Genomic DNA, 25,209 nt, shown 5'->3' with positions numbered 1-25,209 from the left:
TGGACCGCCAGGGAGGGCAAGAGGAGCCTCCTGTATGTGCCGACTGGTTCTGTTTCGGGAAACATGCAATAGGAACGGATAAGAGTTTCAGCCAGACTGGGGCGTCCGACGCCCCTTATAGCCTTAAGAATTGGAGAGCCCGTGCGCATTCTCGATGAAGCCGTCATTCCCGAGCTGCCGAATTACTACCGTGGTAAGGTGCGTGAAAATTACGATCTGCCCGACGGCAACCGCATTATCATATCAACCGATCGCCTCAGCGCATTCGACCGCATCCTCACCTGTGTTCCTTATAAGGGGCAGGTATTGACCCAGACGGCACGCTACTGGTTCGAGCAGACGAAGGATATCTGCCCCAACCACGTGGTCAGCTATCCCGATCCTAATGTCGTCATCGGCAAGAGGCTTGAAATATTGCCGGTCGAAGTGGTGGTTCGCGGTTATCTGGCCGGCACCACCGGCACATCGATCCTGACCCTTTATAAGAAAGGCCAGAGACAGATGTACGGCATGAGCCTGCCGGACGGGATGAAGGACAACCAGATCTTGCCCGAGCCGGTGATCACGCCGACGAGCAAGGCCTTCGATGGTGGTCACGACGAGCCGTTGACGCCGGCCGAGATAGTGGAGAAGAAACTTCTGACGCAGGAGCAATGGGACACGCTTTCCCGTTACGCGCTCGCACTGTTCAAGCGCGGACAGGAGATTGCCGCAAAGCAGGGCCTCATCCTCGTCGATACGAAATACGAATTCGGCACGGATGAAAACGGCACGATCATTCTGGCCGACGAAATCCACACGCCTGACAGCAGCCGCTACTGGATGGCTGAAACCTATGAAGAGAGCTTCCGCAACGGCGCACGGCCGGCAAGCTTCGACAAGGATTTCGTGAGAGCCTGGGTTGCCGAACGCTGCGATCCCTATAAGGACGACGTTCCGGAAATTCCGCGGGAACTCGTATTGCAGACGTCAAGGGTATATATTGATGCATACGAACGCATCACCGGACAAAGCTTCGTTCCCGACGATAGCGGTGAGACGCCGCTGGCAAGAGTACGCCGGAACCTGGAGCAATTTTTCCCCGGAGTCTGACCTTGAGCAAAACGATCGAACAGGCGAGAAAGGGTGACAGGAAGAACGACGTTCCTGTCAAGCGCCGGCCTCGCCGTTCCGCCGAAGAGACGCGGCGGGACATTCTTGCCAAAGCCGAAGAACTTTTTCGCGAGCGTGGGTTCAATGCAGTGGCGATTGCCGATATCGCCGCAGCACTCGGCATGTCGCCCGCGAACGTCTTCAAGAACTTCAATTCGAAGAATGCGCTCGTCGATGCCATCGGGTTTGAGCAGATCGGTGCATTCGAGCGGGAAATCCACCCGCTCGATAAAAGTCATGCACCAGTTTCAAGGCTGCGCCATCTCGCCCGCACCCTGATGGAACAACACCATCAGAACCTCAACGACAATCCCTATATATTCGAAATGATCCTGATGACGGCCAAGCAGGACATGAAGTGCGGTGACTATTACAAATCCGTCATAGCAAACCTGGTGGCTGACATTATTCGCGATGGCGTAGATAAGGGAATTTACGCCCCCGCCGACATCCCGCCTCTGGCGGAAACCGTCCTCCACGCACTCGCGAGCGTCATCCATCCCGTCCTCATCGCACGGGAAGATATCGGCAATTTAGCAACACGTTGCGATCAACTGGTTGATTTAATCGAGGCAGGATTGCGCAATCCGCTTGCTAAGTGACGATTCTCAACTTACGTCACCTTCTCGCAATTGCTTGCGAAGCGTGAAAGCCTGCGCTTCTATGCGAATGGCGGTCCGAGCAGATTGAACGAAGAAGGTCCCCATAGGGCCTTTACCCATCGTCCCTGTACCCGGACCAGCATCCGCCGAGCGACACTGCGCTTATAGTTGAATGCGACCGATACGCAGGGAAGAACAATGAGCCGACGTATTTTACCCCTATTTGCTTCTCTGTGCATGACCGCAGTTCTCGCGGGATGCAGCGATGGCGGCGAAAGCAGCCAGACCGCCGGCCAGGGCGCCGCGCGTCCCCCGTCTCCGGTCAGCATCATTGTGATGAAGACGAGCGAATATCCCCTGACCACCGTTCTTCCCGGCCGCGCAAGCGCGTTCCAGACGGCGGAAATCCGCCCGCGCGTCACTGGCATCATCCGCGACATTCCCTTCAAGGAAGGCAGCGAGGTCAAGCAGGGTGACATTCTCTACCAGATTGAAGACAACACCTATCTGGCAGAAGTGGCACAGGCCAAGGCAAGCGTAGCGAAAGCCGAAGCAAGCGTTCCGAGCGCCCAGGCGAACCTTGCCCGCTACGAGCGGCTGGTCAACAGCGGCGCAACGCAGATCGAATATGAAAACGCCAAGGTGACGCTGCTTCAGGCCGAAGCCGACGTAGCCCAGACCAAGGCTGCGCTGGAAACGGCTGAGATCAATCTCGATCTCACCAAGGTCCGCGCGCCTTTCGATGGCATCACCAGCGCAACCGCTTTCAGCATCGGCAACGTGGTGACGGCAAACCAGACGACGGCTTTGACGACGCTGCGCCGCATCGATCCGATCTACATCGATCTGATGGAATCCAGCATCAATCTTCTGCGTCTGAAAAAGGCGATCTCGTCGGGCCAGCTCGGCGGCGATACCAAGGAAACCGGCATTCACCTGACGCTGGAAGACGGCACCGAATACAAGCATGACGGCAAGATCGACATGTCGGACATGGCGGTGAGCGAAACCACGGGCACCTTCTCCATCCGTGCTCTCTTCGATAACCCGGACGATCTTCTGCTTCCCGGCACCTATGTTCGCGCAACGCTGACCATCGGTAAGGAAACGGGTTTCCGCATCCCGCAGCGCGCAGCGAGCCGGAACGCCAATGGCGAACTGACCGCAAAATTTGTCACCGCGGAAAACAAGGTGGAAACGCGCACCTTCCCGTCCAGCCAGCAGTCGGGCAATGCCTGGCTGGTGACGGAAAATGTCAAGGATGGCGACAAACTCATCGTTGACGGCTTCCAGTGGATTGCCGACGGCGCGACGGTCGCGCCCGTGGAAGTGACCATCGACGATCGCGGTATCGTCGTTCTGCCGCAGCAAGCTCCGCCTGCCGCCGCCCCCTCGAAATAAACATGAGCACGAAACCCTCGGTCGAAGCTCGTAAAAGGTAAGGCAGGACTGCCATGGCCCATTTCTTTATCAGGCGCCCCGTTTTTGCATGGGTTATCGCCATCGTCATCATGCTGGGCGGCGCTCTGGCAATTGTGACGCTCTCCATCTCGCAATATCCCGATATTGCCCCAACGACGGTCCGCGTCAGCGCAACCTATAACGGCGCTAGCGCGGAGACGGTCGAAAAATCGGTGACGACCATCATTGAGGACGGCATGACCGGCCTCGACGATCTCACCTATATGACCTCGTCTTCCTCGACCGGCAGCGCCGAAGTGACACTGACCTTCGGTAACAGCATCCTGCCTGACATTGCGCAGGTTCAGGTGCAGAACAAGCTGCAGCTCGTGCAGTCGCAATTGCCCGACACCGTGCAGCAGCGCGGTATTCAGGTCAGCCGCTCCACATCGAGCATTCTGATGGTGGGTGCGCTGATCTCGACGGACGGCAAGCGCAATTCGGCCGATCTCGGCGACGTGTTCTCTTCGCGCGTCGAAGACCAGATCAAGCGCCTTGAAGGCGTGGGCAGCATCAACGTCTTCGGTTCCGAATATGCGATGCGCATCTGGCTCGATCCGTTCAAGCTCAACAAATACCAGCTGACCACGGCTGACGTCACCGGCGCCATCGAAAGCCAGAACACCCAGGTTTCGGTCGGCTCCCTCGGTGCCGTTCCCGCCGTCCAGGGCCAACAGCTCAATGTGACGGTGACGGCGCAGAGCCAGCTCACCACCGTCGCCGATTTCGAATCGGTCATCTTGAAGGTTGAGAAGGACGGCGCAACCGTTCGCCTGAGCGACGTGGCCCGCATCGAAATCGGCCAGGAAACCTATGGCGGTGATTCCCGCTCGAACGGCCGTCCTTCCGCCGGTTTCGCGGTCAACCTCGCCACGGGCGCCAACGCGCTCGATACTGCAGCACGTGTCAAGTCCGCGCTTACCGCCGTTGAGGGCTCGCTGCCTGCAGGCGTCTCGATCGAATATCCCTACGACACGACACCCTTCGTGAAGCTGTCGATCGAGAAAGTGGTGCATACGCTGATCGAGGCGATCATCCTCGTCTTCGTCGTGCTGCTGGTCTTCCTGCAAAACCTGCGCGCCACCTTCATTCCGATGATCGCCGTGCCCGTCGTGCTCCTCGGCACGTTCGGCATCCTCGCAATAACCGGATATTCCATCAACACGCTGACCATGTTCGCCATGGTTCTGGCGATCGGCCTTCTCGTGGATGACGCCATCGTCGTTGTTGAAAACGTCGAGCGCATCATGTCGGAAGAGGGCCTGTCGCCGGTCGAGGCGACGGAAAAATCGATGGGCGAGATAACCGGCGCCATCATCGGCATCGCGCTCGTCCTGACCGCCGTGTTTATTCCCATGGCCTTCTTTGGCGGATCGACTGGTATCATCTATCGCCAGTTCTCTATCACGATCGTTTCGGCCATGCTGCTTTCGGCGGTGGTCGCCATCGTTCTGACGCCGGCGCTGTGCGCCACAATGCTGAAGCCCATCGACCATACCAAAAAGCAGCGTGGACCGGGTGCCTGGTTCAACCGCGGCTTCGGCAAGACGACGGACGGCTATGTCTCGTCGATCGGCTATCTGCTGAAACGGCCCCTGCGCGTGACGATTCTTTTCCTGATCGTCGTCGGCGGCTGCGCCTGGTTCTTCACCAAACTGCCAAGCTCCTTCCTCCCACAGGAAGATCAGGGCGTGCTGCTGACGATCATCCAGACACCGACCGGTTCGAACATCGAACGCACCAACGAGGTGGTAAAACAGGTCGAAAGCTACTTCCGTGAAAAAGAAGCAGCCAATGTCGAATCGGTTTTCGGCGTGCTTGGATTCAGCTTCAGCGGTTCGGGTCAGAACAACGCGATCGTCTTCACCAAGCTCAAGGACTTTTCCGAGCGAACCGCACCCGATCAACACGCCGCCGCCATTGTGCAGCGGGCAATGGGTACGTTCTTCGGCTTCCGCGATGCACAGGTATTCCCGCTTTTGCCGCCGGCAATTCAGGGCATGGGCACGTCGAGCGGTTTCTCCATGTATCTCGTGGATAGCGGCCGCAACGGCACCGACGCTCTGACCGCAACCTCCAAGGACCTGATTGCGCTTGCAACAAGCAATCCAAAAATCAGCTCTCTGCGAAGCGACAGCCAGGACAACGAAACACAGATGAAGATCATTCTCGATCAGGAAAAGATGGGGGCCATGGGCGTCGATCTTTCCTCCGTGAACCTGATGCTGTCGACGATCTTTGCCGGCCGGGATGTCAACGACTTCACCCTGAACGGTGAGCTCAAGCCGGTCTATGTTCAGGGCGATGCACCCTATCGCATGCAGCCGGACGACCTGAAGTTCTGGTATGCCCGCAACACCAGCGGCGAAATGGTACCTTTCTCCTCCTTCAGCGAGGTGAAGTGGATCAACGCGCCGCCGTCACTGGCACGCTACAACGGTACGGGCGCGATCTCGCTTGAAGGCACCGCCGGCGCAGGCGTTGCTTCCGGCGAAGCCATGGACGAGATGGAACGTCTGACGGCAAGCTTGCCAGGCGGTTACACCGTGGCATGGCAGGGTATCTCCTATCAGGAACGCCTTTCCGGCTCGCAGGCGCCCATGCTGTACGCGCTGTCGGTTCTCATCGTGTTCCTTTGCCTGGCTGCCCTTTATGAAAGCTGGTCGATCCCGTTCTCGGTCATTCTGGCTGTCCCGGTGGGTGTCCTCGGCGCTTTGACTGCGGCCCATTTCTTCGGCCAGACGAACGACGTCTACTTCAAGGTGGGCCTGCTGACGACCATCGGCCTTGCCGCGAAAAACGCGATCCTGATCGTTGAATTCGCCAAGGAGAGGCAGGAGCACGGGTTAAGTCTGGTGGAGGCGGCACTGGAGGCGGCGAAGCTGCGCCTGCGTCCGATCATCATGACGTCGCTCGCCTTCATCCTCGGCGTCGTGCCTCTCGCGATCGCAACCGGAGCGGGTTCTGCCGCGCAAAATGCAATCGGTATCGGGGTGCTGGGTGGTATGCTTTCTGCAACACTGCTCGGAATTTTCTTCGTTCCGTCCTTTTTCGTCATCATTCGTCGCCTTTCAAGGCGTTAACAAAACAAAAATGGGCTGTGCCAACCGTTAATACGCTGCTAGAAATATGGCCGATTTGGCAAACGCACGTTTCTAGGGCATATCGACCGCGCAGCCCATTTGTCAGCAAGCCGCGCTTGGTAAGCCAACCAGAGAATTGGGAAAATTATATGCTGTCTATTCGCGCTACTATTCCCCTGACAATGCTACTGCTTTCGGGCTGCGTTGTCGGACCCGACCACAAGACGCCGGAAATTCAATTGCCGGGAAAGTTCGCGGAAGCCGGAAAAACCAGTAATGGCGACATCAGCAGCGTTGCATGGTGGACGGCCTTTAACGACAACCGCCTGAACGGTTACGTCTCCACCGGCCTTGCGCAGAACCTCACCGTGATGCAGGCAATCGAGCGCATCAATCAGGCGCAGGCCCAGGTGATCGTGGACGGCGCCGGCGGCCTGCCGAGCCTGACTGGCAGTGGCAGCCACACGACCAGCGAGACCAAGGGCAGCTACCGTGACGTTCCCGTCACCAACGTGTCCAACGGCAGCCTTAGCGTTTCCTGGTTCCTCGACCTTTTCGGTCGCTATCGCCGGGCAACGGAAAGCGCCGATGCTTCGCTCGACGCCGCGTACTCCACCGTCGACGTTCAGCGCCTGACGCTGATTTCCTCAGTCGCCGCGGCCTATATCGACGTGCGCTATTATCAGGAGCGCCTGGCGATTGCCCGCCAGAACCTGAGTTCACGCCGCGAAACGCTCGATCTGACGAAGCTGCAGCTCGAAGCGGGTGCGGCCTCGCGTCTCGATGTCGTCCAGTCCGAAGGTCTGGTCAATTCAACGCTGTCGCAGATACCCGGCCTCGAAACCAGCTTCCGCAAGTCAGCCCACCGCATCGCGACCCTGCTCGGCATGCCGGCCTCGTCGCTCATCGCCGAGCTGCAGAAGGGCGCACGCCAGCCTGTTGCGCGCGCAGTTCCCCGCACCGGCATCCCGGCCGACCTGATCCGCAACCGTCCGGACATCCGCGTCGCTGAACGCAATCTCGCCGCTGCGGTCGCCACGATCGGTGTAACCGAGGCACAGCTTTATCCAAGCATCGAGCTTGGTGGCGCGATCACCCCGAGCTACAATTTCCTGAGTGGCGGCGGCAGGGGAACGGCCAATAGCTGGTCCTTCGGTCCGAGCCTCACTCTCCCGATCCTCGATGGTGGCAGACTGCGCGCCAATGTCGACATCGCGAACTCGCAAGCACGCGAGCAATATCTCGTCTGGAAGGCAACCGTTCTCAACGCGGTTGAAGAAGTCGAAAACGCCCTGGCCGCCATCAATCGCGACCAGCGTACCGTCGACGCGCTGAGAAAGACTGTCTCATCCTACCAGGAAGCGCTGCAGCTCTCGACAGCCAGCTATCGTGACGGTGCGTCGTCTCTGCTCGACGTTCTGGATGCCCAGCGGTCGGTCTCCGATGCGCAGGCAAACCTTGCAACGGCGATCCAGACGACCGCGCAGGATTATGTATCGCTCAACGTGGCTCTCGGCGGCGGTTATGCCGTTGGCCAGCCTGTCCCGAAGAAGTCCGCTGGCCCAACCGTGGTCGCTGCAAAGGGCATGTAAGAAACGCCTCAAGGCAAATGAAAAGCCCGCGTCGAGACGCGGGCTTTTTTTGTATTCCAGACACAAAAAAGCACCGGTCGCCCGGTGCTTTTTGTTTAACCTGCCGTCAGGCTCAGTTCTTGGCGCGCTCGACGTAGGAATTGTCTTCCGTCGCGATGACCACGCGGATACCGGCGTCGATGTGCGGCGGCACCATGGTGCGGATGCCGTTGGAAAGAATTGCCGGCTTGTAGGAAGAAGAAGCCGTCTGGCCCTTCACAACCGGTTCCGTTTCGACGATTTCCAGCGTGACGTGGCGCGGCAGTTCGACAGCCAGCGGATTGCCTTCGTGAATGGAAAGAACGCAGGTCATGCCTTCCTGCAGATAGGCCTTCTGGTCGCCCATCGTCTCGACATCGACAACGACCTGATCGTAGTTTGCCGGGTTCATGAAGTGGAAGCCTTCGCCATCTTCATAAAGGAACTGGAAGTTCAGGTCTTCGACGAAAGCACGCTCAACCTGTTCGGTCGTGCGCCAGCGCTCGGAGACCTTCACGCCGTCAACGATGCGGCGCATGTCAACCTGCGTGACCGGCGTGCCCTTGCCCGGGTGAAAGTTCTGCGCGGTGAGAACAACGTAGAGCTTGCCGTCCACGTCGAGAACATTGCCCTTGCGGACGGATGAGGCGATAACCTTGACCATATGACTTCCTTGTAACTCGATGAAATGCGTCGTAAAGGACTGCGCGATAGCACCGGCCCGGCAGACGTTTTGTCTTTTTTCTGGGGCGCAACTACCTTAAATCCGCGCGAATTGCCAGCCTTCTACAGCAATTCGCGGAAGAGTGCCTAGCGGTTTTCCGCCCGGAATTGCTTTAAATGATGCGATCAGGCGTTTTGCGGGCCGTTTATCCGTAACAAGGCCAGCAGGTAAGACGGAAAAGAAAAAAGAGATGGGCTCAAGCAACGAGACAATGTCGCCCTGGTGGACGCCCGACGTCCATGCCGACCGCCGCCCCTTTCTGCTTGGACGCAACGCGATCCAGTCGGAATTTCGCAGCTATTTCGCGCGCGCGGACTTTCTAGAGGTCGACACCGCCACATTGCAGATTTCTCCTGGCAACGAGGCACATCTGCATGCCTTCGCCACCCAGGGACTGACGCCGGCCGGCGACGCCGCTCCGCTCTATCTCCACACCTCGCCCGAATTCGCCTGCAAGAAATTGCTCGCGGCCGGTGAAGAACGCATTTTCTGTTTCGCCCATGTTTATCGAAACCGGGAAAGAGGCCCCCTGCACCACCCAGAATTCACGATGCTGGAATGGTATAGGGTAGGAGAAACCTACGAGATCCTGATGAAGGACAGCGCCAATCTTCTGGCGCTGGCGGCGGAAACCGCCAAAACAAACAATTTCACCTATCGTGGCCGCAGCGTCGATCCGTTCCTCGAACCGGAACGTCTGAGCGTCGCGGAAGCCTTCGATCGCTATGCGGGAATTGATCTTCTGGCGACGATTGACCGAAACGGCGAGACGGATAGCCAGCACCTTGCCGCGAGCCTCACCAATGCCGGAATTCGTGTGGCTAAGGACGACACCTGGGCGGATATGTTCAGCCGCGTTATCGTGGAGCGGGTGGAACCAGAACTGGGCTTCGGCCGCGCCACCATTCTCGATGAATACCCCACAAGCGAGGCTGCGCTTGCCCGCAAATCGCCTGGGGATGCGCGGGTGGCGGAACGGTTCGAGCTTTATGCGTGTGGCGTGGAACTTGCCAATGCCTTTGGCGAATTGACCGACGCTACTGAGCAGAGACGGCGTTTCGAAATGGAGATGGTTGAGAAGCAGCGGGTTTACGGCGAGACCTATCCTTTGGACGAGGATTTTCTGGCGGCGCTGGCGATCATGCCGCCGGCAAGCGGCATAGCACTCGGTTTCGACCGACTAGTGATGCTGGCAACCGGCGCGCCCCGAATCGATCTGGTCATGTGGGCACCCGTCGCGGAATACGGACGATGACAAGGCTTGAAACCATCAAGACACCCGAAGCACTTGTTGAGGCGGGGTTGATCAAGACCGAGGCGCTCGAGGACGTGCGCGCGGTGACGCAGCGTTACGCGTTAGCCATCACAGCGACAATGGCCGATCTGATGGACAGCGGCGATCCGCAGGACCCCATCGCGCGGCAATTCGTGCCGGACCTAGCCGAACTCGTCCACCTTCCCGAAGAACGGGACGATCCGATCGGCGACGGTGCACATAGTCCCGTCCATGGCATCGTCCACCGTTATCCGGACCGGGTGCTTTTGAAGGCGGTGCATGTCTGCCCCGTCTATTGCCGTTTCTGTTTCCGCCGCGAAATGGTCGGGCCGCAAGGCAACGGCATGATGAGCCCGGAAGAGCTGGACGCCGCATTCGACTATATAAAAGCCAACCCGGCCATCTGGGAGGTCATCCTCACCGGCGGCGATCCGCTGGTACTCTCGGCGCGGCGATTGTCCGACCTGATGACGCGGCTGAAAGACGTACCGCACGTCAAGATCGTTCGCTTCCACACCCGTGTACCGGTCGTCGATCCCGAACGAATCGACGGGCCGCTGATCGAAGCATTGAAGGCCAGCGGCAAAACCACCTATGTGGCCCTGCACGCCAACCACGCACGCGAACTTGGGCAAGCAGCCAGAAGTGCTTGCGCGCGCCTGATCGATGCCGGCATCGCCATGGTCAGCCAGACCGTACTTTTGAAGGGCATCAACGATGATTCGGCAATTCTCGCCGAACTGATGCGCGCCTTTGTCGAGAACCGTATCAAGCCTTACTACCTGCACCACCCCGACCTTGCGCCCGGCACCAGCCATTTCCGGCTGACGATAGAAGAAGGTCAGCGAATCGTTTCCGCGTTGCGCGGGCATGTCTCCGGTCTTTGCCAGCCGACCTACGTTCTCGACATTCCGGGCGGTCACGGCAAGGCCACGATCGGCCCGAATGCGGCCGAAAAAACCCGCGATGGCTGCTACTCCGTCTCGGACTTCAACGGAAACGATCATATTTACCCGCCGCCTGCATCCGGCGACGTTTAAAAAAAGCGTAAAAAGCCCGCCGTGCCGGGCTTTTCAAAGCGGCGTCGAACGAAAACAAAAATTTCACATTTCCGCCCCCCTCCTGTCATCATAAAGAAAAATATTCTACCTATAACAATCAGCATTGATTTTAATGGTGGTCTGGATTATCAGTGTGGAACTGGAGAGCGAGTCTCCTGATTCCGGATCAACACCAATACAGGGAGTGTGTCATGTCAAAATATATTCGCATCAACGCAATCCTTGGTCTTGAGTCCTGGAATGCTGGATTTAAATCCACGTGTTCCCGCTGCTGTCGAATGTGACCTGACGGTCTCAATTTTCTGAAAATCAGTTCGACGACATGCTGTGTTAATGAGCCACAGCGGGAGTATACCTATGCAAAAGCAAGTTATTGAATTCGCTGGCGAACCCGTCGGCATCGTCATACCGGACAACGACCGGCTGAAGTTCATCGCGGTGAAGTTCCACGTCCACGACCTGGACGAACAGAAGTTCGACAGCGCCGACGATGTGCGGATTGCAATTCGCAATCTCGTGCGCAGCCGGAACCTGGCCGCGGCCTGATGCGGGAAACCCATCACCCGCTCACGGACCTTTCAAAACCAAAGTGCGCCCAATATCGGATCCAGAATACCGGGTCGATGGCGCGCTTTTCTATTGCCTGACAATCCGTCCACTGGTCTGTCATAAACCACGACCGGGTGTATCAATACGCCCTGCACTAAGGTGAAATAGCTTTTTCAAATCCGGATTGGAGTGCAAAAGCCACGCGCTCCTAGAACTCCCACCTCTCCTCGTTTCTGTGCTTGTCACAGGAAACCAGCCAGCCCAGATCCCAGTGCTGAAAAGACTCTCTCGCCGCCCAGACGCGCGTCAGAACGCGGTAAAGGTCAGCGTCGTCAACGAGCGGACGATGCCCGGAATGTTGACGATGTTCTGGTTGATGAACTTGCCGATATCCTCTTCCTGTGGAAGATAGATCTTCAGCATCAGATCATATTCGCCGCTGGTGGAATAAAGCTCGGAAACCAGCTCCGTTTTATAGATGGCATCGGCGACATCATAGGTCTTGCCGGGCTCGCATTGAAGCTGGACAAAAATGGGCTTCACGGACATCTCCCGTATTGGAACTTGTGGTGCGTGGCTCTTCGCCATGCGTCATGGCGCACTATTGGCTTAGCCGCGCCGGTCTTGCAAGACCGCCTGCCGGTTTAGGCAGAAAAGTCTCATCCGCTGCTACCAGCCCCGATCGCGGCCTGAGAAACGATCCAGCTTCGAAAACTTTCAAGCGGAGCGTAACCGGCGCGATCGGGCATGCAGGCGAGATAATAGGCCTCTTCGCTCTCCACCTCGCCGGTAACCGCCGCGACAAGCCGGCCACTTCGCAACTCCTCCTCGATCATGAAGGACGGAATGAGCGATGCCCCGACCCCGGCGCTCGCCGCCTCGGCAATCGTCGTGAACTGATCGAAAAGCATGCCATGCACATTGTCGAAAACCACATCATGGCTGCGAAACCATTGTTCCCAGGCGTCCGGCCGAGTCGTCATGTGCAGCAGCGGCACATGCAGCAGATCGCCCGGCTGTGAAAGCCCGTAGCGCTCCCTGAAAGCGGGACTGCACACCGGAATGACTGTTTCATGCATCAGAAAAACGAGTTCGGTACCCGGCCAATGCGGCAAACCAAAATGAATCGCCGCGTCGACTGTATCGGTACGGAAATCGAACAGCGACGAACGCGTAAGAAGATTGACCGAAACGCCCGGATGTCGGGCAATGAAATCGGGAAGACGCGGCACCAGCCAGCGCGTACCAAAGCTTGGCAGAACACCGAGATTGAGCGTGCCGCCATCTGGATTGGCGCGCAGATTGAGCGACGCGGTCGATATTCGCCGCAGGGCCTCCCGGATTTCCCGCGCATAACCCTCTCCCGCCCGGGTGAGCCGGATTGTCTGCCGCTCGCGCAGAAACAGCGCCACGCCAAGCTGCTCCTCAAGCGCGAGGATCTGCCGGCTGACCGCGCCTTGAGTAAGCCCGAGTTCTCTCGCAGCCGCGGTCACGCTGCCCGTGCGCGAGGCGGCTTCAAAGGCCGCAAGAAGTGAAAGCGACGGTAAGAAGCGCCGAGGCGGCAGAACCATATTCCCTCACGGAATGAACTCTTGACGATATGTCGATATTCAACAGGTGAGGCCGCTTGTAAAGTCTCATAAACAAGGGCTTGTGACTCATACGGAAAACAAATGAACTCGCCCGGAAAATGGTGGAACGATGTATAATGACCCCCGCTCGCACGGCCTCTGGGAAAAGACCGCGCCGCAGCCGCCCGCAACGCCTGCTCTGCAAGGCGAGGCGGTTGCCGATGTGGTGATTGTCGGTGGCGGCTTCACCGGACAATCCGCCGCCCTTCATCTTGCTGAAAAGGGCATGGATGTCGTTCTTCTCGAAGCCAGGGAAATCGGCTTCGGCGGCGCCGGCCGCAATGTCGGTCTCATCAACGGCGGCATGTGGGTCATGCCGAGGGAGTTGCCCGGCGTGCTGGGCGAAACCTACGGGGAACGGCTTCTCAGCCTTCTGGGTGATGCGCCGTTGCTGGTGCGCGAATTGGTGGAAAAACACGCGATTCCCTGCGAGATCGAAAAGAATGGCACATTGCACTGCGCCGTCGGTGAAAAAGGGCTCGCCGAAATTCGCGAGCGCTGCGAACAATGGGCAGCCAGAGGCGCTCCCGTCCGCCTTCTCGATGCCGATGAAACGGCAAGACACACCGGCAGCACCGCCTATTCCGGCGCACTTTTCGATACGCGCGCGGGCACGCTTCAGCCGCTTGCCTATGTTCGTGGTCTGGCTGCCACCGCGCAAAAGGCAGGAGCACGGCTGCACACCGCCAGCCCCGTCGTAGCGACCGAACGTAGTGGTGGAAAATGGGTGGTAAAAACGCCGCAGGGATCGGTGACCGCCAACTGGATCGTGGTCGCCACCGAAGCATACAGCACCGGGCCGTGGCAGATCGTCCGCGACGAACAGACCTACCTGCCCTACTTCAACTTCGCGACCAGACCGCTTAGCGACAATCTGCAAAAGAGTATCCTGCCGAACCGAGAAGGTTGCTGGGATACAAAGGAAATCCTCTCCTCGTTCCGCATGGACAAAGCGGGTCGGCTGGTCTTCGGCAGCGTCGGCGCCTTGCGCAGCACGGGTGCCGCCATTCACCGGGCATGGGCCAAACGATCGCTGAAGCGGCTTTTCCCGCAATTGGGCGAGACGGAATTCGAATGCGAATGGTACGGCCAGATCGGCATGACGGACAATGCCGTGCCGCGTTTCCATAAATTCGCGGAAAATGTCGTCGGTTTTTCCGGTTATAATGGCCGCGGCATCGCACCCGGTACTGCCTTCGGCAAGGTGATTGCGCAACATATTCTCGGTGATATCGCCGAAAACGACCTGCCTCTTCCCGTGACCGAACCAAAAGCGCTGGCCTTCCGGGCAGTGAAGGAAGCCTATTACGAGGCGGGCGCACAGATTGCCCATTTCACCGGTGAACGCTTCTGATCAACCAGGCCGAAAGCCGCCGGTCGTGGCGGCTTTTTTAAACGGCATCGATATATTCTTGAAAATATAATGATTGCCCTATAGGCCTATCGATATATTCATCAGGATATCTCGAGCCGGGGGAACACACCATGAGACTCTTACGCCGCACCTTCTTCAAAACCATCGCCGCAGCAACATCCTTCTGGGTGGCTGCATCCTTTGCTGTGGTTCCCGCCCATGCCGCCGAAAAAGTCACGGTGTTTGCTGCCGCGAGCATGAAAAACGCACTTGATGCGATCAATGCCGAATGGGCGAAGGAAAGCGGCAATGAAGCGACCGTGTCCTACGCCGCAAGCTCCGCACTCGCCAAACAGATCGAGCAGGGTGCACCGGCGGATATCTTCATTTCCGCCGACCTCGCCTGGATGGATTATGTTGCCGAAAAGAAGCTGATCGACGTCCAAAGCCGCTCCAATCTTCTTGGCAATCGCATCGTTCTCGTCGCCCCGGCCGACAAGGCCAAGCCGGTCGATATCAAAAAGGACTTCGATCTCGCCGGACTGGTGGGCGATGGCCGACTGGCCATGGGCGCGGTCGATTCCGTTCCGGCGGGTAAATACGGCAAGGCTGCGCTGGAAAAGCTCGGCGTCTGGTCATCCGTGGAAAAGAAAGTCGCCGGCGCGGAAAGCGTGCGCGCAGCGTTGCTGCTCGTGTCGCGCGGCGAAGCGCCCTATGGCATCGTCTACCAGACCGATGCGGCCGCCGATCCGGGCGTGAAGATCGTCGGCACCTTCCCGGAAGACAGCCATCCGCCGATCATCTACCCCGTCGCCATTCTCTCGGAAGCAAAATCTCCGGCGGCAAAATCCTATCTGGATTTCCTGAAGTCCGCCAAAGCTACGCCCTTCTTCGAAAAGCAAGGCTTTACCGTTTTGAAATAAACTGCGTCTCGCGGCCCGATCCCGTGCGGGACCGCGAGAGATGACGATTGTAGGATATGGCTTTGCATTGGTGGACACTCAGCCCTGAAGAATGGACGGCGATCAGGCTCAGCCTGTGGGTGTCCTCCATCGCCATGTTCGCCAGCCTGCCCTTCGGCATTGCGGTTGCCGTCGCGCTGGCGCGCGGGCGCTTCTGGGGCAAGTCGCTGCTCAACGGCATCGTCCACCTGCCGCTCATTCTGCCGCCCGTCGTCACCGGCTTTCTGCTGCTCGTCCTCTTCGGCCGCAGAGGCGCCATCGGCCAGTTTCTAGACAGCTGGTTCGGCATCGTCTTTTCCTTTCGCTGGACGGGGGCGGCGCTCGCATGCGCCGTCATGGCGTTTCCGCTGATGGTGCGCTCCATCCGCCTCTCCATCGAAGCGGTGGACAGCAAGCTGGAAGAGGCGGCCGGAACCCTGGGTGCAAGCCCCCTATGGGTGTTCCTCACCGTCACGCTTCCCCTGATCCTGCCCGGCATCATCGCGGGCATGATCCTCGCTTTTGCCAAGGCCATGGGCGAATTCGGCGCGACCATCACCTTCGTTTCCAATATTCCCGGCGAAACCCAGACGCTGTCCGCTGCCATCTACACTTTCACGCAGGTTCCGGGCGGCGATGCAGGCGCATTGCGGCTGACCATCGTTTCCGTCGTGATTTCCATGTTGGCCTTGCTCGTCTCCGAGTTTCTGGCCCGCATCATTGGCAAACGGGTGAGCATGGAATGACGCTTTCTGTCTCCACCCGCCACCGCCTCGGCTCCTTCGAACTCAACGCGTCATTCACCTCTGATGGCGGCATCACGGCGCTTTTCGGACGCTCCGGCTCCGGTAAAACGTCGATGATCCGCATCATCGCAGGTCTGATGCGACCAGATAGTGGTCAGGTATCGCTCGATGGCGAAGTGCTGGCCGATAGCGGAAAGCGCCTGTTCCTGCCGGCGCACAGGCGCCATTTTGGTTATGTTTTTCAGGACGCGCGGCTGTTTCCTCACCTCAGCGTTGCCCAGAACCTGAACTACGGCAAATGGTTCGCTACGGAAAAATCTGAGCGGGCGAATGAAAACCGCATTATCGATATGCTTGGCATCGGCCATCTTCTCCAGCGTCGTCCGAACAAGCTTTCCGGCGGTGAAAAACAGCGGGTCGCCATCGGCCGCGCACTCCTGTCATCGCCCAGACTACTGTTGATGGACGAACCGCTCGCCTCACTGGACGAGGAACGAAAGGCCGAGATCATCCCTTATCTGGAACGGCTGCGCGACGAGACGAAAATCCCGATCGTCTATGTCAGCCACTCCATCCAGGAAGTCGCCCGCCTTGCCGACCGCATAGTTGTTATGAAGGACGGCAAGGTGGAGGCACAGGGAAAAGCGGCCGACGTGCTGTCACGGTCGGATTTCAGCGCACATCTTGAGCGACGAGAAGCGGGCAGCATCCTTTCGGGACACATCGAAAGCTTCGATGAAAGTCACGGGCTTGCTGCCGTAAGGCTCTGCTCGTCGCTCCTGCAGGTTCCAGCAAAAAGAGGAACACGCGGCACCCCGGCACGCGTGCTGATACCAGCGCGTGACGTCATGCTTGCCACGGCAAAACCCGAAGGCCTGAGCGCACTTAACATCCTCGAAGGCCATATTGCCGGTATCTCCGCCAGCGAAGATGGCATGGTAACCGTTCAGGTGGATTGCGGCGGCGATATTATCCAGTCGCGCATCACCGATCTGTCGCGCGAACGTCTCCAGCTGGAACCCGGGAAACCGGTACACGCGATCATAAAGTCGGCGGCTCTCGATCCATATTAGTGATGGCGGCATCCGGATTGCGGTTGGCCTCAAGCCAGTCTATATCCTTGCGCAGGGCCTCATTCATCCGCTTTTCCATGCTGCGATACCGTTCAAGCAATTCGGCACCGAATGCGGTCAGCGCGGCCCCACCACCCTGCTTGCCGCCCCGCTGGGATTCGATCACCGGCTGCCTGAACATATGGTTCAGCGCATCCACAAGCAGCCATGCACGGCGATAGGACATGTCCATCGCTCGCCCGGCGGCCGATATCGAGCCGGTCTCGACAATCAGCTCCATCAACTCGATCTTACCGTGGCCGAGACGATCTCCGGGCGGAAAATCGATGCGGAGAACGGGCTTCAGTGGCTGATGTATATTGCTCATCGGCTAGAAACCCCGGCCATGAAGATCGTGATAGGCTTTCTGCGCACCGTGCTGCGGCAGAGCCGTCGCCTCGTAAACACCGCGCGCCACCGCGCGTGCCATAACGATGGTAGCGAGATGGCAGAGTTCCGCGAAATGAGCGCCGCCCTCAAGCGGCTTCTCACCGGTCGCAGCCGAAAACATGGTGTCGCCGTCGCTCGGCAGATGGGCGGGCAGCACGGCGCGCGCCAGCCCGTCATGCGCCATGATGGAAAGGCGGTGCGCCTGCGCTTTGGTAAGGACGGCATCGGTGACCACGGCGCCGATGGTCGTCGCGGTGAGGTTGACGCCCTTGAGACGAAGCGCGGTATGATCCGGTTCGAAACGATCAGGAAAACCGCAGTCGCCGAACTCGCCCTGCTCTTCAAAAGGCGCAGACCAGAAATGGCGGCTGGCGCCAACGGTTGCCGAGCCAAGCGCATTGACGGCGACGATGGCCGCCACCTTGTAACCGCCGGAACTGATAGCGCTTGCCGAACCAAGTCCGCCCTTGAAGGTGGCGGTGGTCGCCCCCGTTCCCGCGCCGACTGTTCCAAGCCCGAAGGGCTCCGCACGCGCCGCCCTGAAAGCTGCATAGCCCATCTCGCGATAGGGCGAATGCAGCCCCCACTCCTTGTTGCCACCATTCAACAGATCCATGAGGATCGCCTGCGGCACAATGGGAACACGGGTGGAACCGACTTGCAGGCCACGCCCGATCTCGCGCAGACCGGCCTGAACACCACCCGCCGCATCCAGCCCGAAGGCCGAACCGCCTGAAAGTACGAAGGCATCCACGGTTTCCACCGTCATCGCCGGGTCGAGCAGGCCGGTATCACGACCACCGGGCGCCCCGCCAAGAACCGAACCGGAGGCGATTACGGGTTTTTCGAAAACGATTGCGGTGACGCCGGAGCCGAGTGCAAGATCGGTGACATTGCCGACCAAAATCCCATTGATATCCGTCAGAAGATTATTGCGTGCCGCCATGCCGTTCCCCTTTTCTCCCGGTATCCCGCCGCCACGGGGCACTGTCAACGCAAAAGGTGAATCAGGAAAATACCGCCGTGCCAATCACCGGTGTCGAGGGAATGGCCATATCTCTCGGCTCCAGCGGCCCCGCCACAAAAGCCTGATGCCCGGCCTCAATGGCGCGGGCGAAAGCTTCCGCCATGCCGACCGGGTCACCCGCCCCCGCGACCGCCGTGTTGAGCAGAACGGCATCGTAACCAAGCTCCATCACCGTCACCGCATGTGACGGCCGGCCGATACCGGCATCGACGATCAGCGGCACATCCGGAAAACGCGCCCGCATGGATTTCAGCGCCATCAGATTAAGCGGCCCCATGGCGCTGCCGATCGGCGCGCACCAGGGCATCAGCACCTTGCAACCCGCATCCAGGAGCTTTTCCGCCACGACAAGATCATCAGTCGTATACGGAAAGACTTCGAAACCATCGTCGCAGAGAATTTTCGCCGCTTCGACGAGCGCAAACACATCGGGCTGCAAGGTGTCGTGATGGCCGATGACCTCCAACTTGATCCAGTTGGTGTGAAAAACCTCACGCGCCATCTTCGCCGTCAGCACCGCTTCCTTCACGGTATGGCAGCCAGCCGTATTGGGCAGAATGGAACGATCCAGCTCGCGGATCAGCTCAAAAAACTGGCCACCCTTCTTGCCGCCTGCCGTTTCCCGACGCAGCGAAATCGTCAGAATATCCGTGTTGCTGGCCCGCACTGCATCGGCAAGTACGGCGGGAGACGGATAACGCGCCGTGCCGAGCAGGAGGCGCGACGAGACCTCACGGCCATAAAGCGTCAGCATGGCCTCAACCTCCCTGCATCGGCGAAAGGATTTCGACACGGTCGAACGCCTTCAATCGATAATCGGCGCGCTCTTCCGAATGCACCAGATCGCCATTGACCGCCGTCGCCAGCCACTCGCCTTCATAATCGAGGCTGGTGAGTAACCCGGCCAGCGTCTCGGTGGCGAGATCAAGCTCGTCGCCATTCACCAGAAGTTTCATGATCCTGTTCCTTTCCAGAGATATCTTGGCAGACGATTTCAGCCGCCTGCCGCGCCATCGCCGGCGACAGCAGGAAGCCATGCCGGTGGGCGCCGTTGATGAAGACGGTCCGGCCGTCCTGCGTAACTTTCGGCAGATTGTCGGGATAGGCGGGGCGCACGCCCGTTCCGGTCTCGATGATTTCCGCTTCGCCGAAGGCCGGATGTACGGCATAGGCGGCGTTCAGAAACTCCATCATCGAGCGCGCTGAAATGGCTCCGGCATCCTCTGTCTCGATCATCGTGGCCCCCACCATGAAGCGACCCGGCTCACGCGGCACAATGTAAAGCGGAATGCGCGGATGTAAGAGCCGGACGGCGCGCGACAGGGAAACCTCTGACGTGGCTAGATAGAGCATTTCTCCCCGCACGCCGCGAAGATTGGCAATCTCGCCCACCGCCGCAGCGCCGGTGCAATCCACCACCCGATCGAACGGCTGCTCATCCACCGGAATACCCATATGAAACCGCACGCCCAAGCCGCAAAGCCGCGTATGCAGCGATTTGAGCGCAAGGCGCGGATCGAGATGCCCCTCGCCCGCGAAATAAAGCCCGGAGCGGAACCGCCCGGCAAGGTCAGGCTCCAGAGCGGCGATTTCACCCTCATCCACCCACTGGTATCCAGTTGTTCTGCATGCGAAACGCGAAAGCTCGGCTTTGTCGCGGGCGGGCGCGACGACCAGCGTGCCGTGTCTGATGACAAGGCCGGGGGTCGCCTCATCCCACCAGTCGAGAGCCGCCTGGCCGAGCGTTAGTACCGCCTCGTCCGCACTTTCACGCTCGCACCAGGGTGCCAGCATTCCGCCCGCATAAAAGGATGCGCCGCGCGAGGCTTCAGCATTGCGCTCCGAAACCTCCACGGTTGCGCCGCGCCGCGCCAGTTCGAAGGCCGCCGTCAGACCGGCGACCCCCGTTCCCTTAACAAGGACACGCATGCTACTGGCCGTCTGCCGGGGTCGCGAGCGGCATGTAAAGCTCGCCACCTTCCTTGAAGCGCGCGGCCATGGCCTCCAGCCCTTCCTTCTGCGCCTCGGCGCGGATGTCGTGGGAAATCCGCATTGAGCAGAATTTCGGCCCGCACATGGAGCAAAAATGCGCGACCTTGTGCGCCTCCTTCGGCAGGGTCTCGTCATGGAAGGAGCGCGCCGTGTCCGGATCCAGCGACAGGTTGAACTGGTCTTCCCAACGGAACTCGAACCTTGCACGCGACAGCGCATCGTCCCGCACCTGTGCTGCCGGATGGCCCTTGGCGAGATCGGCCGCGTGAGCCGCGATCTTGTAGGTGATGACACCGACCTTCACGTCGTTACGATCAGGCAGACCGAGATGTTCCTTCGGCGTGACATAGCAGAGCATCGCCGTGCCAAACCAGCCGATCATCGCTGCCCCGATGCCGGAAGTGATGTGGTCGTAACCGGGGGCGATATCGGTCGTTAGCGGCCCAAGCGTATAGAAGGGCGCCTCACCGCAGGTCTTCAACTGCTTGTCCATGTTCTCCTTGATCTTGTGCATCGGCACATGGCCGGGGCCCTCGATCATGACCTGGCAATCCTTCGCCCATGCGATCTGTGTCAACTCACCGAGCGTCTCCAGCTCGGCAAATTGCGCGGCGTCGTTGGCGTCGGCAATCGAACCGGGCCGCAACCCGTCACCCAGCGAGAAGGAAACATCATAGGCACGGCAGATGTCGCAGATCTCGTCGAAATGCTCGTAGAGGAAGCTTTCCTTGTGATGATGCAGACACCACTTGGCCATAATCGACCCGCCGCGTGAGACGATACCGGTGACACGGTTGACGGTAAGCGGAATGTAATGCAGCCGAACACCGGCATGGATGGTGAAATAATCCACGCCTTGCTCCGCCTGTTCGATCAACGTGTCGCGGAACACTTCCCAGTTCAGGTCCTCTGCAATGCCGTTGACCTTCTCCAGCGCCTGATAAAGCGGCACTGTGCCGATCGGTACCGGCGAATTGCGGATGATCCATTCGCGGATATTGTGGATGTTGCGCCCGGTCGAAAGGTCCATGACGGTATCGGCACCCCAGCGGATCGCCCAGACCATCTTCTCCACCTCTTCGGCCATGGAGGAGGTGACGGCGGAATTTCCGATATTGGCGTTGATCTTGACCAGAAAATTACGGCCGATGATCATCGGCTCAAGCTCGGGGTGATTGATGTTGGCCGGGATGATGGCGCGACCCGATGCGACTTCCTGACGGACGAACTCTGGCGTCACATAATCGGGTATCTGCGCACCGAAACTCTCGCCATCACGAGCCAGCTTCTCCTTCGCCGCTTCGCGCCCCAGATTTTCGCGGATGGCGATGAACTCCATTTCCGGCGTGATGATGCCTGCCCGCGCATAGGCAAGCTGCGTTACGGCTTTTCCTTCCGTGGCCCTCAGCGGCTGGTGGCGCACGGCGAATTCCGGCGTCAGGCGCTCGCCAGTGGCAAAGCCGTTATCCTCCGGTTTGACGTGCCGACCGTCGTAAGCCGCGACATCGCCGCGCGCTACAACCCAGTCGCGACGCAGGCGCGGCAGACCCTTTTCGATCAGAACGTTATGCAATGGATCGGTATAGGGGCCTGAGGAATCATAGACCGTGACCGGCGGTTCTCCCGCCGTCGGGTGGACGGCGATTTCGCGCATCGGCACGCGAATTTGCGGATGCAAAATTCCGGTTTTGTGGATTTTCGTGGAGGCGGGATGCGGCCCGGTTGTGACGACAAGCGGGATATTCTTGGCAACGATATTCATCATGAGGCTCCAAAGTTTGACAGTGGAGACCCAGTTCGAGCCGGAATGATGGAAAATACCGACGCGTCGGCAGCGCAAGTTACACGCAATCCGACCTTCGGTCTTTGCACCGTCCCTACGCCAGTATGAACTGGATCAGGTTCAACGGGTCACTGCGCATAAAAGCAGAATCTCAGCCCCTTGACGGGACACCCCTGGTGAATGGACACAAGAGAAAACACCGCCCGACATTTGTCAAGGGTGCTGCTGATGGCTGGCAAAGGTGGACGAACAACAAAAGCGCCGTTAGCGGTAATTAACCTAACGGTTTAGGCGAATATTATCGTTTTCAAATTAACGATAAGCACAAACCATCCTGATGTTAAATTCATGGGAGATAAGTCGGAATGAATGCGACTATTCGTGAAATACTGGCAAAATTCGGCCAGCTTCCTACCCCCGTCGATACGATTGAAAACGAAGCAGATCTTTATGCAGCAGGTCTTTCTTCCTTTGCCTCGGTGCAATTGATGCTGGGTATCGAGGAAGCTTTCGATATCGAATTCCCCGACAACCTCTTGAACCGCAAGTCCTTTGCCAGCATCAAGGCCATTGAAGACACCGTTAAGCTCATTCTGGATGGTAAAGAGGCAGCCTGATGAATGTGACCGTTGCGCCGCAGGATGAAACGCTGTCCGCGCGCGCAAGCCGCGTCGCAGCAATTGCCGCCAAACACGCGGACGAGGTGGACGTCACCGGTCGCTTCCCGGAGGAAGCCGTCAAGGCGCTGAGACAAGAGCGCCTTCTCGCCATTCAGGTCCCGTCCTCTCTTGGTGGCGAAGGCGCATCCATACAGCAAATCGCCGATATCTGCGCCCGGCTTGGCCAGGCCTGTTCGGCAACCGCGATGATTTTCGCCATGCACCACATCAAGGCATCGAGCCTTGTGGAACACGGCGAGACAAGCCCATGGCATGCGGGCTTCATGAGCCGCATCGCAAGCGAACAGCTTCTGCTCGCATCGGCCACGACCGAAGGCGGAATCGGCGGCAATCTGCGCAATTCCATCTGCGCGATTGAGGTCGAAGGAGACATCTGCCGGCTGGAGAAGGACGCCACCGTCATTTCCTACGGCAGCAATGCGGATGCCATCCTCATCACCTCGCGCGCCCACAAGGATGCCGCCCCGGCCGATCAGGTGATGACCGTCTTCCTGAAAGATCAGTACAGGCTCGAGAAGACCCATGTCTGGGACACACTCGGCATGCGCGGCACCTGTTCGGACGGTTTCCTGTTCCGCGGCGAGGCGCCGGCGGTGCAGATATTCCCAAAACCCTTTGCGGAAATCGCCGCGCAATCCATGCTTGCAAGCTCGCATCTTCTGTGGAGCGCCGTTTGGTATGGCATCGCGTCGGATGCGGTGCTGCGCGCGCAATCCTTCGTCAGGACGGCAGCACGCAAGTCGCCCGGTGTCACACCGCCAGGCGCTATCCACATTGCCGAAATTTCCACCAAATTACAGGTGGTCAAATCCAACGTCATTGCGGGCGTAAAGGCTTACGAAGACACCAAGAGCGACCCGGACAAGCTGATGTCCATGGCGTTCGCGGTTGCCATGAACAATGTGAAGATCTGTTCTTCGGAAACCATTCTGGAGATCATCGACCAAGCGATGCTGGTCTGCGGCATCATGGGTTACAAGAACGGCACGCCCTACAGCCTTGGCCGACACCTGCGCGACGCGCATTCCGCGCGCCTGATGATTTCCAACGACCGTATTCTCGGCAATTCCGCCAATCTCCTGCTGGTTCACAAGCAGGACACCAGCCTCTTGGGATAAGACCATGGATATGCAAACATCGTTTCTCGATCGACTGTTCGAAGAAGGCCTGCTGATTGAAACGGGTGTCGATGGTCTTTACGGACGCAGCGGCCAGTTCGAGGATGTCATTGCCGCATTCGAACGCCTGATCGACCGCACCGGCGGCCCGGACAGTGCAGAGGCGATCCGCTTCCCGCCCGGCATCAACCGCGCCTATTTCGAAAAGAGCGGTTACATGAAAAGCTTCCCGCAGCTTGCGGGCACGGTGCATTCCTTCTGCGGTTGCGAACTTGACCATGTCAGCCTTCTCAAATCCATGGATGAGGGCGGCGACTGGACAAAGGACCAGAAAGCAACCGATATCGTGCTGACGCCGGCCGCTTGCTACCCTCTTTATCCGACCATCGCCAAGCGCGGCGCATTGCCTTCCGGCGGCGGTCTCTACGACATCCAGTCCTATTGTTTCCGCCATGAGCCCTCCAAGGACCCGGCACGTCAGCAGCTTTTCCGCATGCGGGAATATGTGCGCATGGGCACGGAGAGCGATGTGACCGAATTCCGCCAGACATGGATGGATCGCGGCGTGGCGATGATGGAAGCCGTGGGCCTTGATGTGACCATCGACGTGGCAAACGATCCCTTCTTCGGCCGCGCGGGCAAAATGCTCGCCAACAACCAGCGCGACCAGAACCTGAAATTCGAACTGTTGATCCCCGTCACATCCGCCACCAACCCGACGGCCTGCATGAGCTTCAATTACCATCAGGACGCCTTTGGCCAGAAATGGGGATTGAACCTCGACAATGGTGATGCGGCTCACACCGCCTGCGTCGGTTTCGGCCTTGAGCGCATTGCGCTGGCACTTTTTGCGCATCACGGACTGGATGTAAAAACGTGGCCCGAAAAGGCCTTGAAAACACTCTGGGGCTAACCAT

The 25,209-nt window shown here is 58.8% G+C and carries 24 protein-coding genes and 1 riboswitch; of the genes, 15 read left to right on the top strand and 9 right to left on the bottom strand.

All coding sequences use genetic code 11. The annotated features are described in order from the left end of the window. Nucleotides 1-141 precede the first annotated feature (141 nt). The 5 genes from ACQZ6D_RS25015 to ACQZ6D_RS24995 all read left to right on the top strand — a co-directional run bounded on the left by ACQZ6D_RS25015 (nucleotide 142) and on the right by ACQZ6D_RS24995 (nucleotide 7,890). Nucleotides 142-1,092 (top strand): phosphoribosylaminoimidazolesuccinocarboxamide synthase, encoded by a 951-nt coding sequence (locus ACQZ6D_RS25015; protein WP_065703452.1) that lies wholly within the window; start codon nucleotides 142-144, stop codon nucleotides 1,090-1,092. Between the two features lie 2 nt (nucleotides 1,093-1,094). After that, nucleotides 1,095-1,754: a TetR family transcriptional regulator gene (locus tag ACQZ6D_RS25010; protein ID WP_013636828.1), complete on the top strand. Its 660-nt coding sequence runs from the start codon at nucleotides 1,095-1,097 to the stop codon at nucleotides 1,752-1,754. A 198-nt stretch (nucleotides 1,755-1,952) separates the two neighbouring features. Further along, complete coding sequence (locus ACQZ6D_RS25005) at nucleotides 1,953-3,155, top strand: efflux RND transporter periplasmic adaptor subunit (protein WP_003516855.1); 1,203 nt, start codon at nucleotides 1,953-1,955, stop codon at nucleotides 3,153-3,155. Between the two features lie 53 nt (nucleotides 3,156-3,208). Beyond that, nucleotides 3,209-6,298, top strand: coding sequence for an efflux RND transporter permease subunit (locus ACQZ6D_RS25000; protein ID WP_065703451.1), 3,090 nt, complete (start codon nucleotides 3,209-3,211; stop codon nucleotides 6,296-6,298). 149 nt (nucleotides 6,299-6,447) lie between these two features. Further along, a complete protein-coding gene (locus ACQZ6D_RS24995; RefSeq protein ID WP_065703449.1) occupies nucleotides 6,448-7,890 on the top strand; it encodes an efflux transporter outer membrane subunit in 1,443 nt (480 codons plus the stop codon). Between the two features lie 112 nt (nucleotides 7,891-8,002). On the opposite strand, the gene efp is transcribed toward ACQZ6D_RS24995, so the two are convergent. Beyond that, complete coding sequence (gene efp / locus ACQZ6D_RS24990) at nucleotides 8,003-8,572, bottom strand: elongation factor P (RefSeq protein WP_003516849.1); 570 nt, start codon at nucleotides 8,570-8,572, stop codon at nucleotides 8,003-8,005. Nucleotides 8,573-8,822: 250 nt separating this feature from the next. Between efp and epmA the strand changes: the two genes are divergently transcribed. The 3 genes from epmA to ACQZ6D_RS24975 all read left to right on the top strand — a co-directional run bounded on the left by epmA (nucleotide 8,823) and on the right by ACQZ6D_RS24975 (nucleotide 11,515). Beyond that, a complete protein-coding gene (gene epmA / locus ACQZ6D_RS24985) occupies nucleotides 8,823-9,887 on the top strand; it encodes an EF-P lysine aminoacylase EpmA (RefSeq protein ID WP_111828571.1) in 1,065 nt (354 codons plus the stop codon). Next, nucleotides 9,884-10,948: a lysine-2,3-aminomutase-like protein gene (locus ACQZ6D_RS24980; RefSeq protein WP_065703445.1), complete on the top strand. Its 1,065-nt coding sequence runs from the start codon at nucleotides 9,884-9,886 to the stop codon at nucleotides 10,946-10,948. Before epmA ends, ACQZ6D_RS24980 begins: the two co-directional genes overlap by 4 nt. Before the next feature lie 378 nt (nucleotides 10,949-11,326). Next, nucleotides 11,327-11,515: a hypothetical protein gene (locus tag ACQZ6D_RS24975; protein ID WP_003516843.1), complete on the top strand. Its 189-nt coding sequence runs from the start codon at nucleotides 11,327-11,329 to the stop codon at nucleotides 11,513-11,515. Nucleotides 11,516-11,824: 309 nt separating this feature from the next. On the opposite strand, the gene ACQZ6D_RS24970 is transcribed toward ACQZ6D_RS24975, so the two are convergent. Together ACQZ6D_RS24970 and ACQZ6D_RS24965 are read right to left on the bottom strand one after the other, a co-directional pair. Continuing rightward, nucleotides 11,825-12,061, bottom strand: a complete 237-nt coding sequence (locus ACQZ6D_RS24970) for an Lrp/AsnC ligand binding domain-containing protein (RefSeq protein WP_003516842.1) — start codon at nucleotides 12,059-12,061, stop codon at nucleotides 11,825-11,827. 116 nt (nucleotides 12,062-12,177) lie between these two features. After that, entirely contained in the window at nucleotides 12,178-13,089 is a 912-nt protein-coding gene (locus tag ACQZ6D_RS24965) for a LysR family transcriptional regulator (protein WP_013636833.1), read from the bottom strand. Nucleotides 13,090-13,219: 130 nt separating this feature from the next. Between ACQZ6D_RS24965 and ACQZ6D_RS24960 the strand changes: the two genes are divergently transcribed. The 4 genes from ACQZ6D_RS24960 (at nucleotide 13,220) to modC (ending at nucleotide 17,263) form a co-directional block, all read left to right on the top strand. Next, the gene (locus ACQZ6D_RS24960) at nucleotides 13,220-14,503 is read left to right on the top strand and encodes an NAD(P)/FAD-dependent oxidoreductase (protein WP_065703443.1); all 1,284 of its coding nucleotides are present in this window, start codon (nucleotides 13,220-13,222) and stop codon (nucleotides 14,501-14,503) included. Between the two features lie 131 nt (nucleotides 14,504-14,634). Further along, on the top strand, nucleotides 14,635-15,426 hold the full coding sequence (gene modA / locus ACQZ6D_RS24955; RefSeq protein WP_065703441.1) for a molybdate ABC transporter substrate-binding protein: 792 nt from the start codon (nucleotides 14,635-14,637) through the stop codon (nucleotides 15,424-15,426). Nucleotides 15,427-15,482: 56 nt separating this feature from the next. Then, entirely contained in the window at nucleotides 15,483-16,190 is a 708-nt protein-coding gene (gene modB, locus ACQZ6D_RS24950) for a molybdate ABC transporter permease subunit (RefSeq protein ID WP_003516834.1), read from the top strand. Then, on the top strand, nucleotides 16,187-17,263 hold the full coding sequence (modC, locus tag ACQZ6D_RS24945) for a molybdenum ABC transporter ATP-binding protein (protein ID WP_065703439.1): 1,077 nt from the start codon (nucleotides 16,187-16,189) through the stop codon (nucleotides 17,261-17,263). Before modB ends, modC begins: the two co-directional genes overlap by 4 nt. On the opposite strand, the gene ACQZ6D_RS24940 is transcribed toward modC, so the two are convergent. The 6 genes from ACQZ6D_RS24940 to thiC form a co-directional block, all read right to left on the bottom strand. Then, complete coding sequence (locus ACQZ6D_RS24940) at nucleotides 17,232-17,630, bottom strand: winged helix-turn-helix domain-containing protein (protein WP_065663020.1); 399 nt, start codon at nucleotides 17,628-17,630, stop codon at nucleotides 17,232-17,234. The genes modC and ACQZ6D_RS24940 overlap by 32 nt on opposite strands. 3 nt (nucleotides 17,631-17,633) lie before the next feature. Continuing rightward, nucleotides 17,634-18,638, bottom strand: coding sequence for a P1 family peptidase (locus ACQZ6D_RS24935; protein ID WP_065703433.1), 1,005 nt, complete (start codon nucleotides 18,636-18,638; stop codon nucleotides 17,634-17,636). A 61-nt stretch (nucleotides 18,639-18,699) separates the two neighbouring features. Further along, nucleotides 18,700-19,473 carry a thiazole synthase gene (locus tag ACQZ6D_RS24930; RefSeq protein WP_065703431.1) on the bottom strand — a complete coding sequence of 258 codons (774 nt, stop codon included), beginning with the start codon at nucleotides 19,471-19,473 and terminating at the stop codon, nucleotides 18,700-18,702. A 4-nt stretch (nucleotides 19,474-19,477) separates the two neighbouring features. Continuing rightward, entirely contained in the window at nucleotides 19,478-19,675 is a 198-nt protein-coding gene (gene thiS / locus ACQZ6D_RS24925) for a sulfur carrier protein ThiS (RefSeq protein ID WP_003516823.1), read from the bottom strand. Continuing rightward, entirely contained in the window at nucleotides 19,644-20,648 is a 1,005-nt protein-coding gene (gene thiO / locus ACQZ6D_RS24920; protein ID WP_065703429.1) for a glycine oxidase ThiO, read from the bottom strand. Before thiO ends, thiS begins: the two co-directional genes overlap by 32 nt. 1 nt (nucleotide 20,649) lies before the next feature. After that, nucleotides 20,650-22,473, bottom strand: a complete 1,824-nt coding sequence (gene thiC / locus ACQZ6D_RS24915) for a phosphomethylpyrimidine synthase ThiC (RefSeq protein ID WP_065703455.1) — start codon at nucleotides 22,471-22,473, stop codon at nucleotides 20,650-20,652. A gap of 94 nt (nucleotides 22,474-22,567) precedes the next feature. Further along, nucleotides 22,568-22,679, bottom strand: a riboswitch (TPP riboswitch). Nucleotides 22,680-22,859: 180 nt separating this feature from the next. Here thiC and ACQZ6D_RS24910 point away from each other — a divergent pair. Genes ACQZ6D_RS24910 through ACQZ6D_RS24900 form a run of 3 tightly spaced genes read left to right on the top strand, consistent with a single transcriptional unit; the run spans nucleotide 22,860 to nucleotide 25,205 of the window. Then, nucleotides 22,860-23,111 carry an acyl carrier protein gene (locus tag ACQZ6D_RS24910; RefSeq protein WP_003492279.1) on the top strand — a complete coding sequence of 84 codons (252 nt, stop codon included), beginning with the start codon at nucleotides 22,860-22,862 and terminating at the stop codon, nucleotides 23,109-23,111. After that, nucleotides 23,111-24,292: an acyl-CoA dehydrogenase family protein gene (locus ACQZ6D_RS24905; RefSeq protein ID WP_065703427.1), complete on the top strand. Its 1,182-nt coding sequence runs from the start codon at nucleotides 23,111-23,113 to the stop codon at nucleotides 24,290-24,292. Before ACQZ6D_RS24910 ends, ACQZ6D_RS24905 begins: the two co-directional genes overlap by 1 nt. A gap of 4 nt (nucleotides 24,293-24,296) precedes the next feature. Beyond that, the gene (locus tag ACQZ6D_RS24900; RefSeq protein WP_448730156.1) at nucleotides 24,297-25,205 is read left to right on the top strand and encodes an amino acid--[acyl-carrier-protein] ligase; all 909 of its coding nucleotides are present in this window, start codon (nucleotides 24,297-24,299) and stop codon (nucleotides 25,203-25,205) included. Nucleotides 25,206-25,209: the final 4 nt, after the last annotated feature.

The sequence above is a fragment of the Agrobacterium sp. 22-3639C2 genome (assembly GCF_053522105.1).
Note: the sequence above shows the minus strand (reverse complement) of the source record. Positions and strands in the feature narration are given on the sequence as shown.

What these genes read in the sequence shown, in the direction of transcription:
- ACQZ6D_RS25005 (WP_003516855.1), top strand. Translation starts at nt 1,953, where the DNA reads ATGAGCCGACGTATTTTACCCCTATTTGCTTCTCTGTGCATGACCGCA.
- ACQZ6D_RS25000 (WP_065703451.1), top strand. Translation starts at nt 3,209, where the DNA reads ATGGCCCATTTCTTTATCAGGCGCCCCGTTTTTGCATGGGTTATCGCC.
- ACQZ6D_RS24995 (WP_065703449.1), top strand. Translation starts at nt 6,448, where the DNA reads ATGCTGTCTATTCGCGCTACTATTCCCCTGACAATGCTACTGCTTTCG.
- efp (WP_003516849.1), bottom strand. Translation starts at nt 8,572, where the DNA reads ATGGTCAAGGTTATCGCCTCATCCGTCCGCAAGGGCAATGTTCTCGAC.
- epmA (WP_111828571.1), top strand. Translation starts at nt 8,823, where the DNA reads ATGGGCTCAAGCAACGAGACAATGTCGCCCTGGTGGACGCCCGACGTC.
- ACQZ6D_RS24980 (WP_065703445.1), top strand. Translation starts at nt 9,884, where the DNA reads ATGACAAGGCTTGAAACCATCAAGACACCCGAAGCACTTGTTGAGGCG.
- ACQZ6D_RS24975 (WP_003516843.1), top strand. Translation starts at nt 11,327, where the DNA reads ATGCAAAAGCAAGTTATTGAATTCGCTGGCGAACCCGTCGGCATCGTC.
- ACQZ6D_RS24965 (WP_013636833.1), bottom strand. Translation starts at nt 13,089, where the DNA reads ATGGTTCTGCCGCCTCGGCGCTTCTTACCGTCGCTTTCACTTCTTGCG.
- ACQZ6D_RS24960 (WP_065703443.1), top strand. Translation starts at nt 13,220, where the DNA reads ATGTATAATGACCCCCGCTCGCACGGCCTCTGGGAAAAGACCGCGCCG.
- modA (WP_065703441.1), top strand. Translation starts at nt 14,635, where the DNA reads ATGAGACTCTTACGCCGCACCTTCTTCAAAACCATCGCCGCAGCAACA.
- modB (WP_003516834.1), top strand. Translation starts at nt 15,483, where the DNA reads ATGGCTTTGCATTGGTGGACACTCAGCCCTGAAGAATGGACGGCGATC.
- modC (WP_065703439.1), top strand. Translation starts at nt 16,187, where the DNA reads ATGACGCTTTCTGTCTCCACCCGCCACCGCCTCGGCTCCTTCGAACTC.
- ACQZ6D_RS24940 (WP_065663020.1), bottom strand. Translation starts at nt 17,630, where the DNA reads ATGAGCAATATACATCAGCCACTGAAGCCCGTTCTCCGCATCGATTTT.
- ACQZ6D_RS24935 (WP_065703433.1), bottom strand. Translation starts at nt 18,638, where the DNA reads ATGGCGGCACGCAATAATCTTCTGACGGATATCAATGGGATTTTGGTC.
- ACQZ6D_RS24930 (WP_065703431.1), bottom strand. Translation starts at nt 19,473, where the DNA reads ATGCTGACGCTTTATGGCCGTGAGGTCTCGTCGCGCCTCCTGCTCGGC.
- thiS (WP_003516823.1), bottom strand. Translation starts at nt 19,675, where the DNA reads ATGAAACTTCTGGTGAATGGCGACGAGCTTGATCTCGCCACCGAGACG.
- thiO (WP_065703429.1), bottom strand. Translation starts at nt 20,648, where the DNA reads ATGCGTGTCCTTGTTAAGGGAACGGGGGTCGCCGGTCTGACGGCGGCC.
- thiC (WP_065703455.1), bottom strand. Translation starts at nt 22,473, where the DNA reads ATGAATATCGTTGCCAAGAATATCCCGCTTGTCGTCACAACCGGGCCG.
- ACQZ6D_RS24910 (WP_003492279.1), top strand. Translation starts at nt 22,860, where the DNA reads ATGAATGCGACTATTCGTGAAATACTGGCAAAATTCGGCCAGCTTCCT.
- ACQZ6D_RS24905 (WP_065703427.1), top strand. Translation starts at nt 23,111, where the DNA reads ATGAATGTGACCGTTGCGCCGCAGGATGAAACGCTGTCCGCGCGCGCA.
- ACQZ6D_RS24900 (WP_448730156.1), top strand. Translation starts at nt 24,297, where the DNA reads ATGGATATGCAAACATCGTTTCTCGATCGACTGTTCGAAGAAGGCCTG.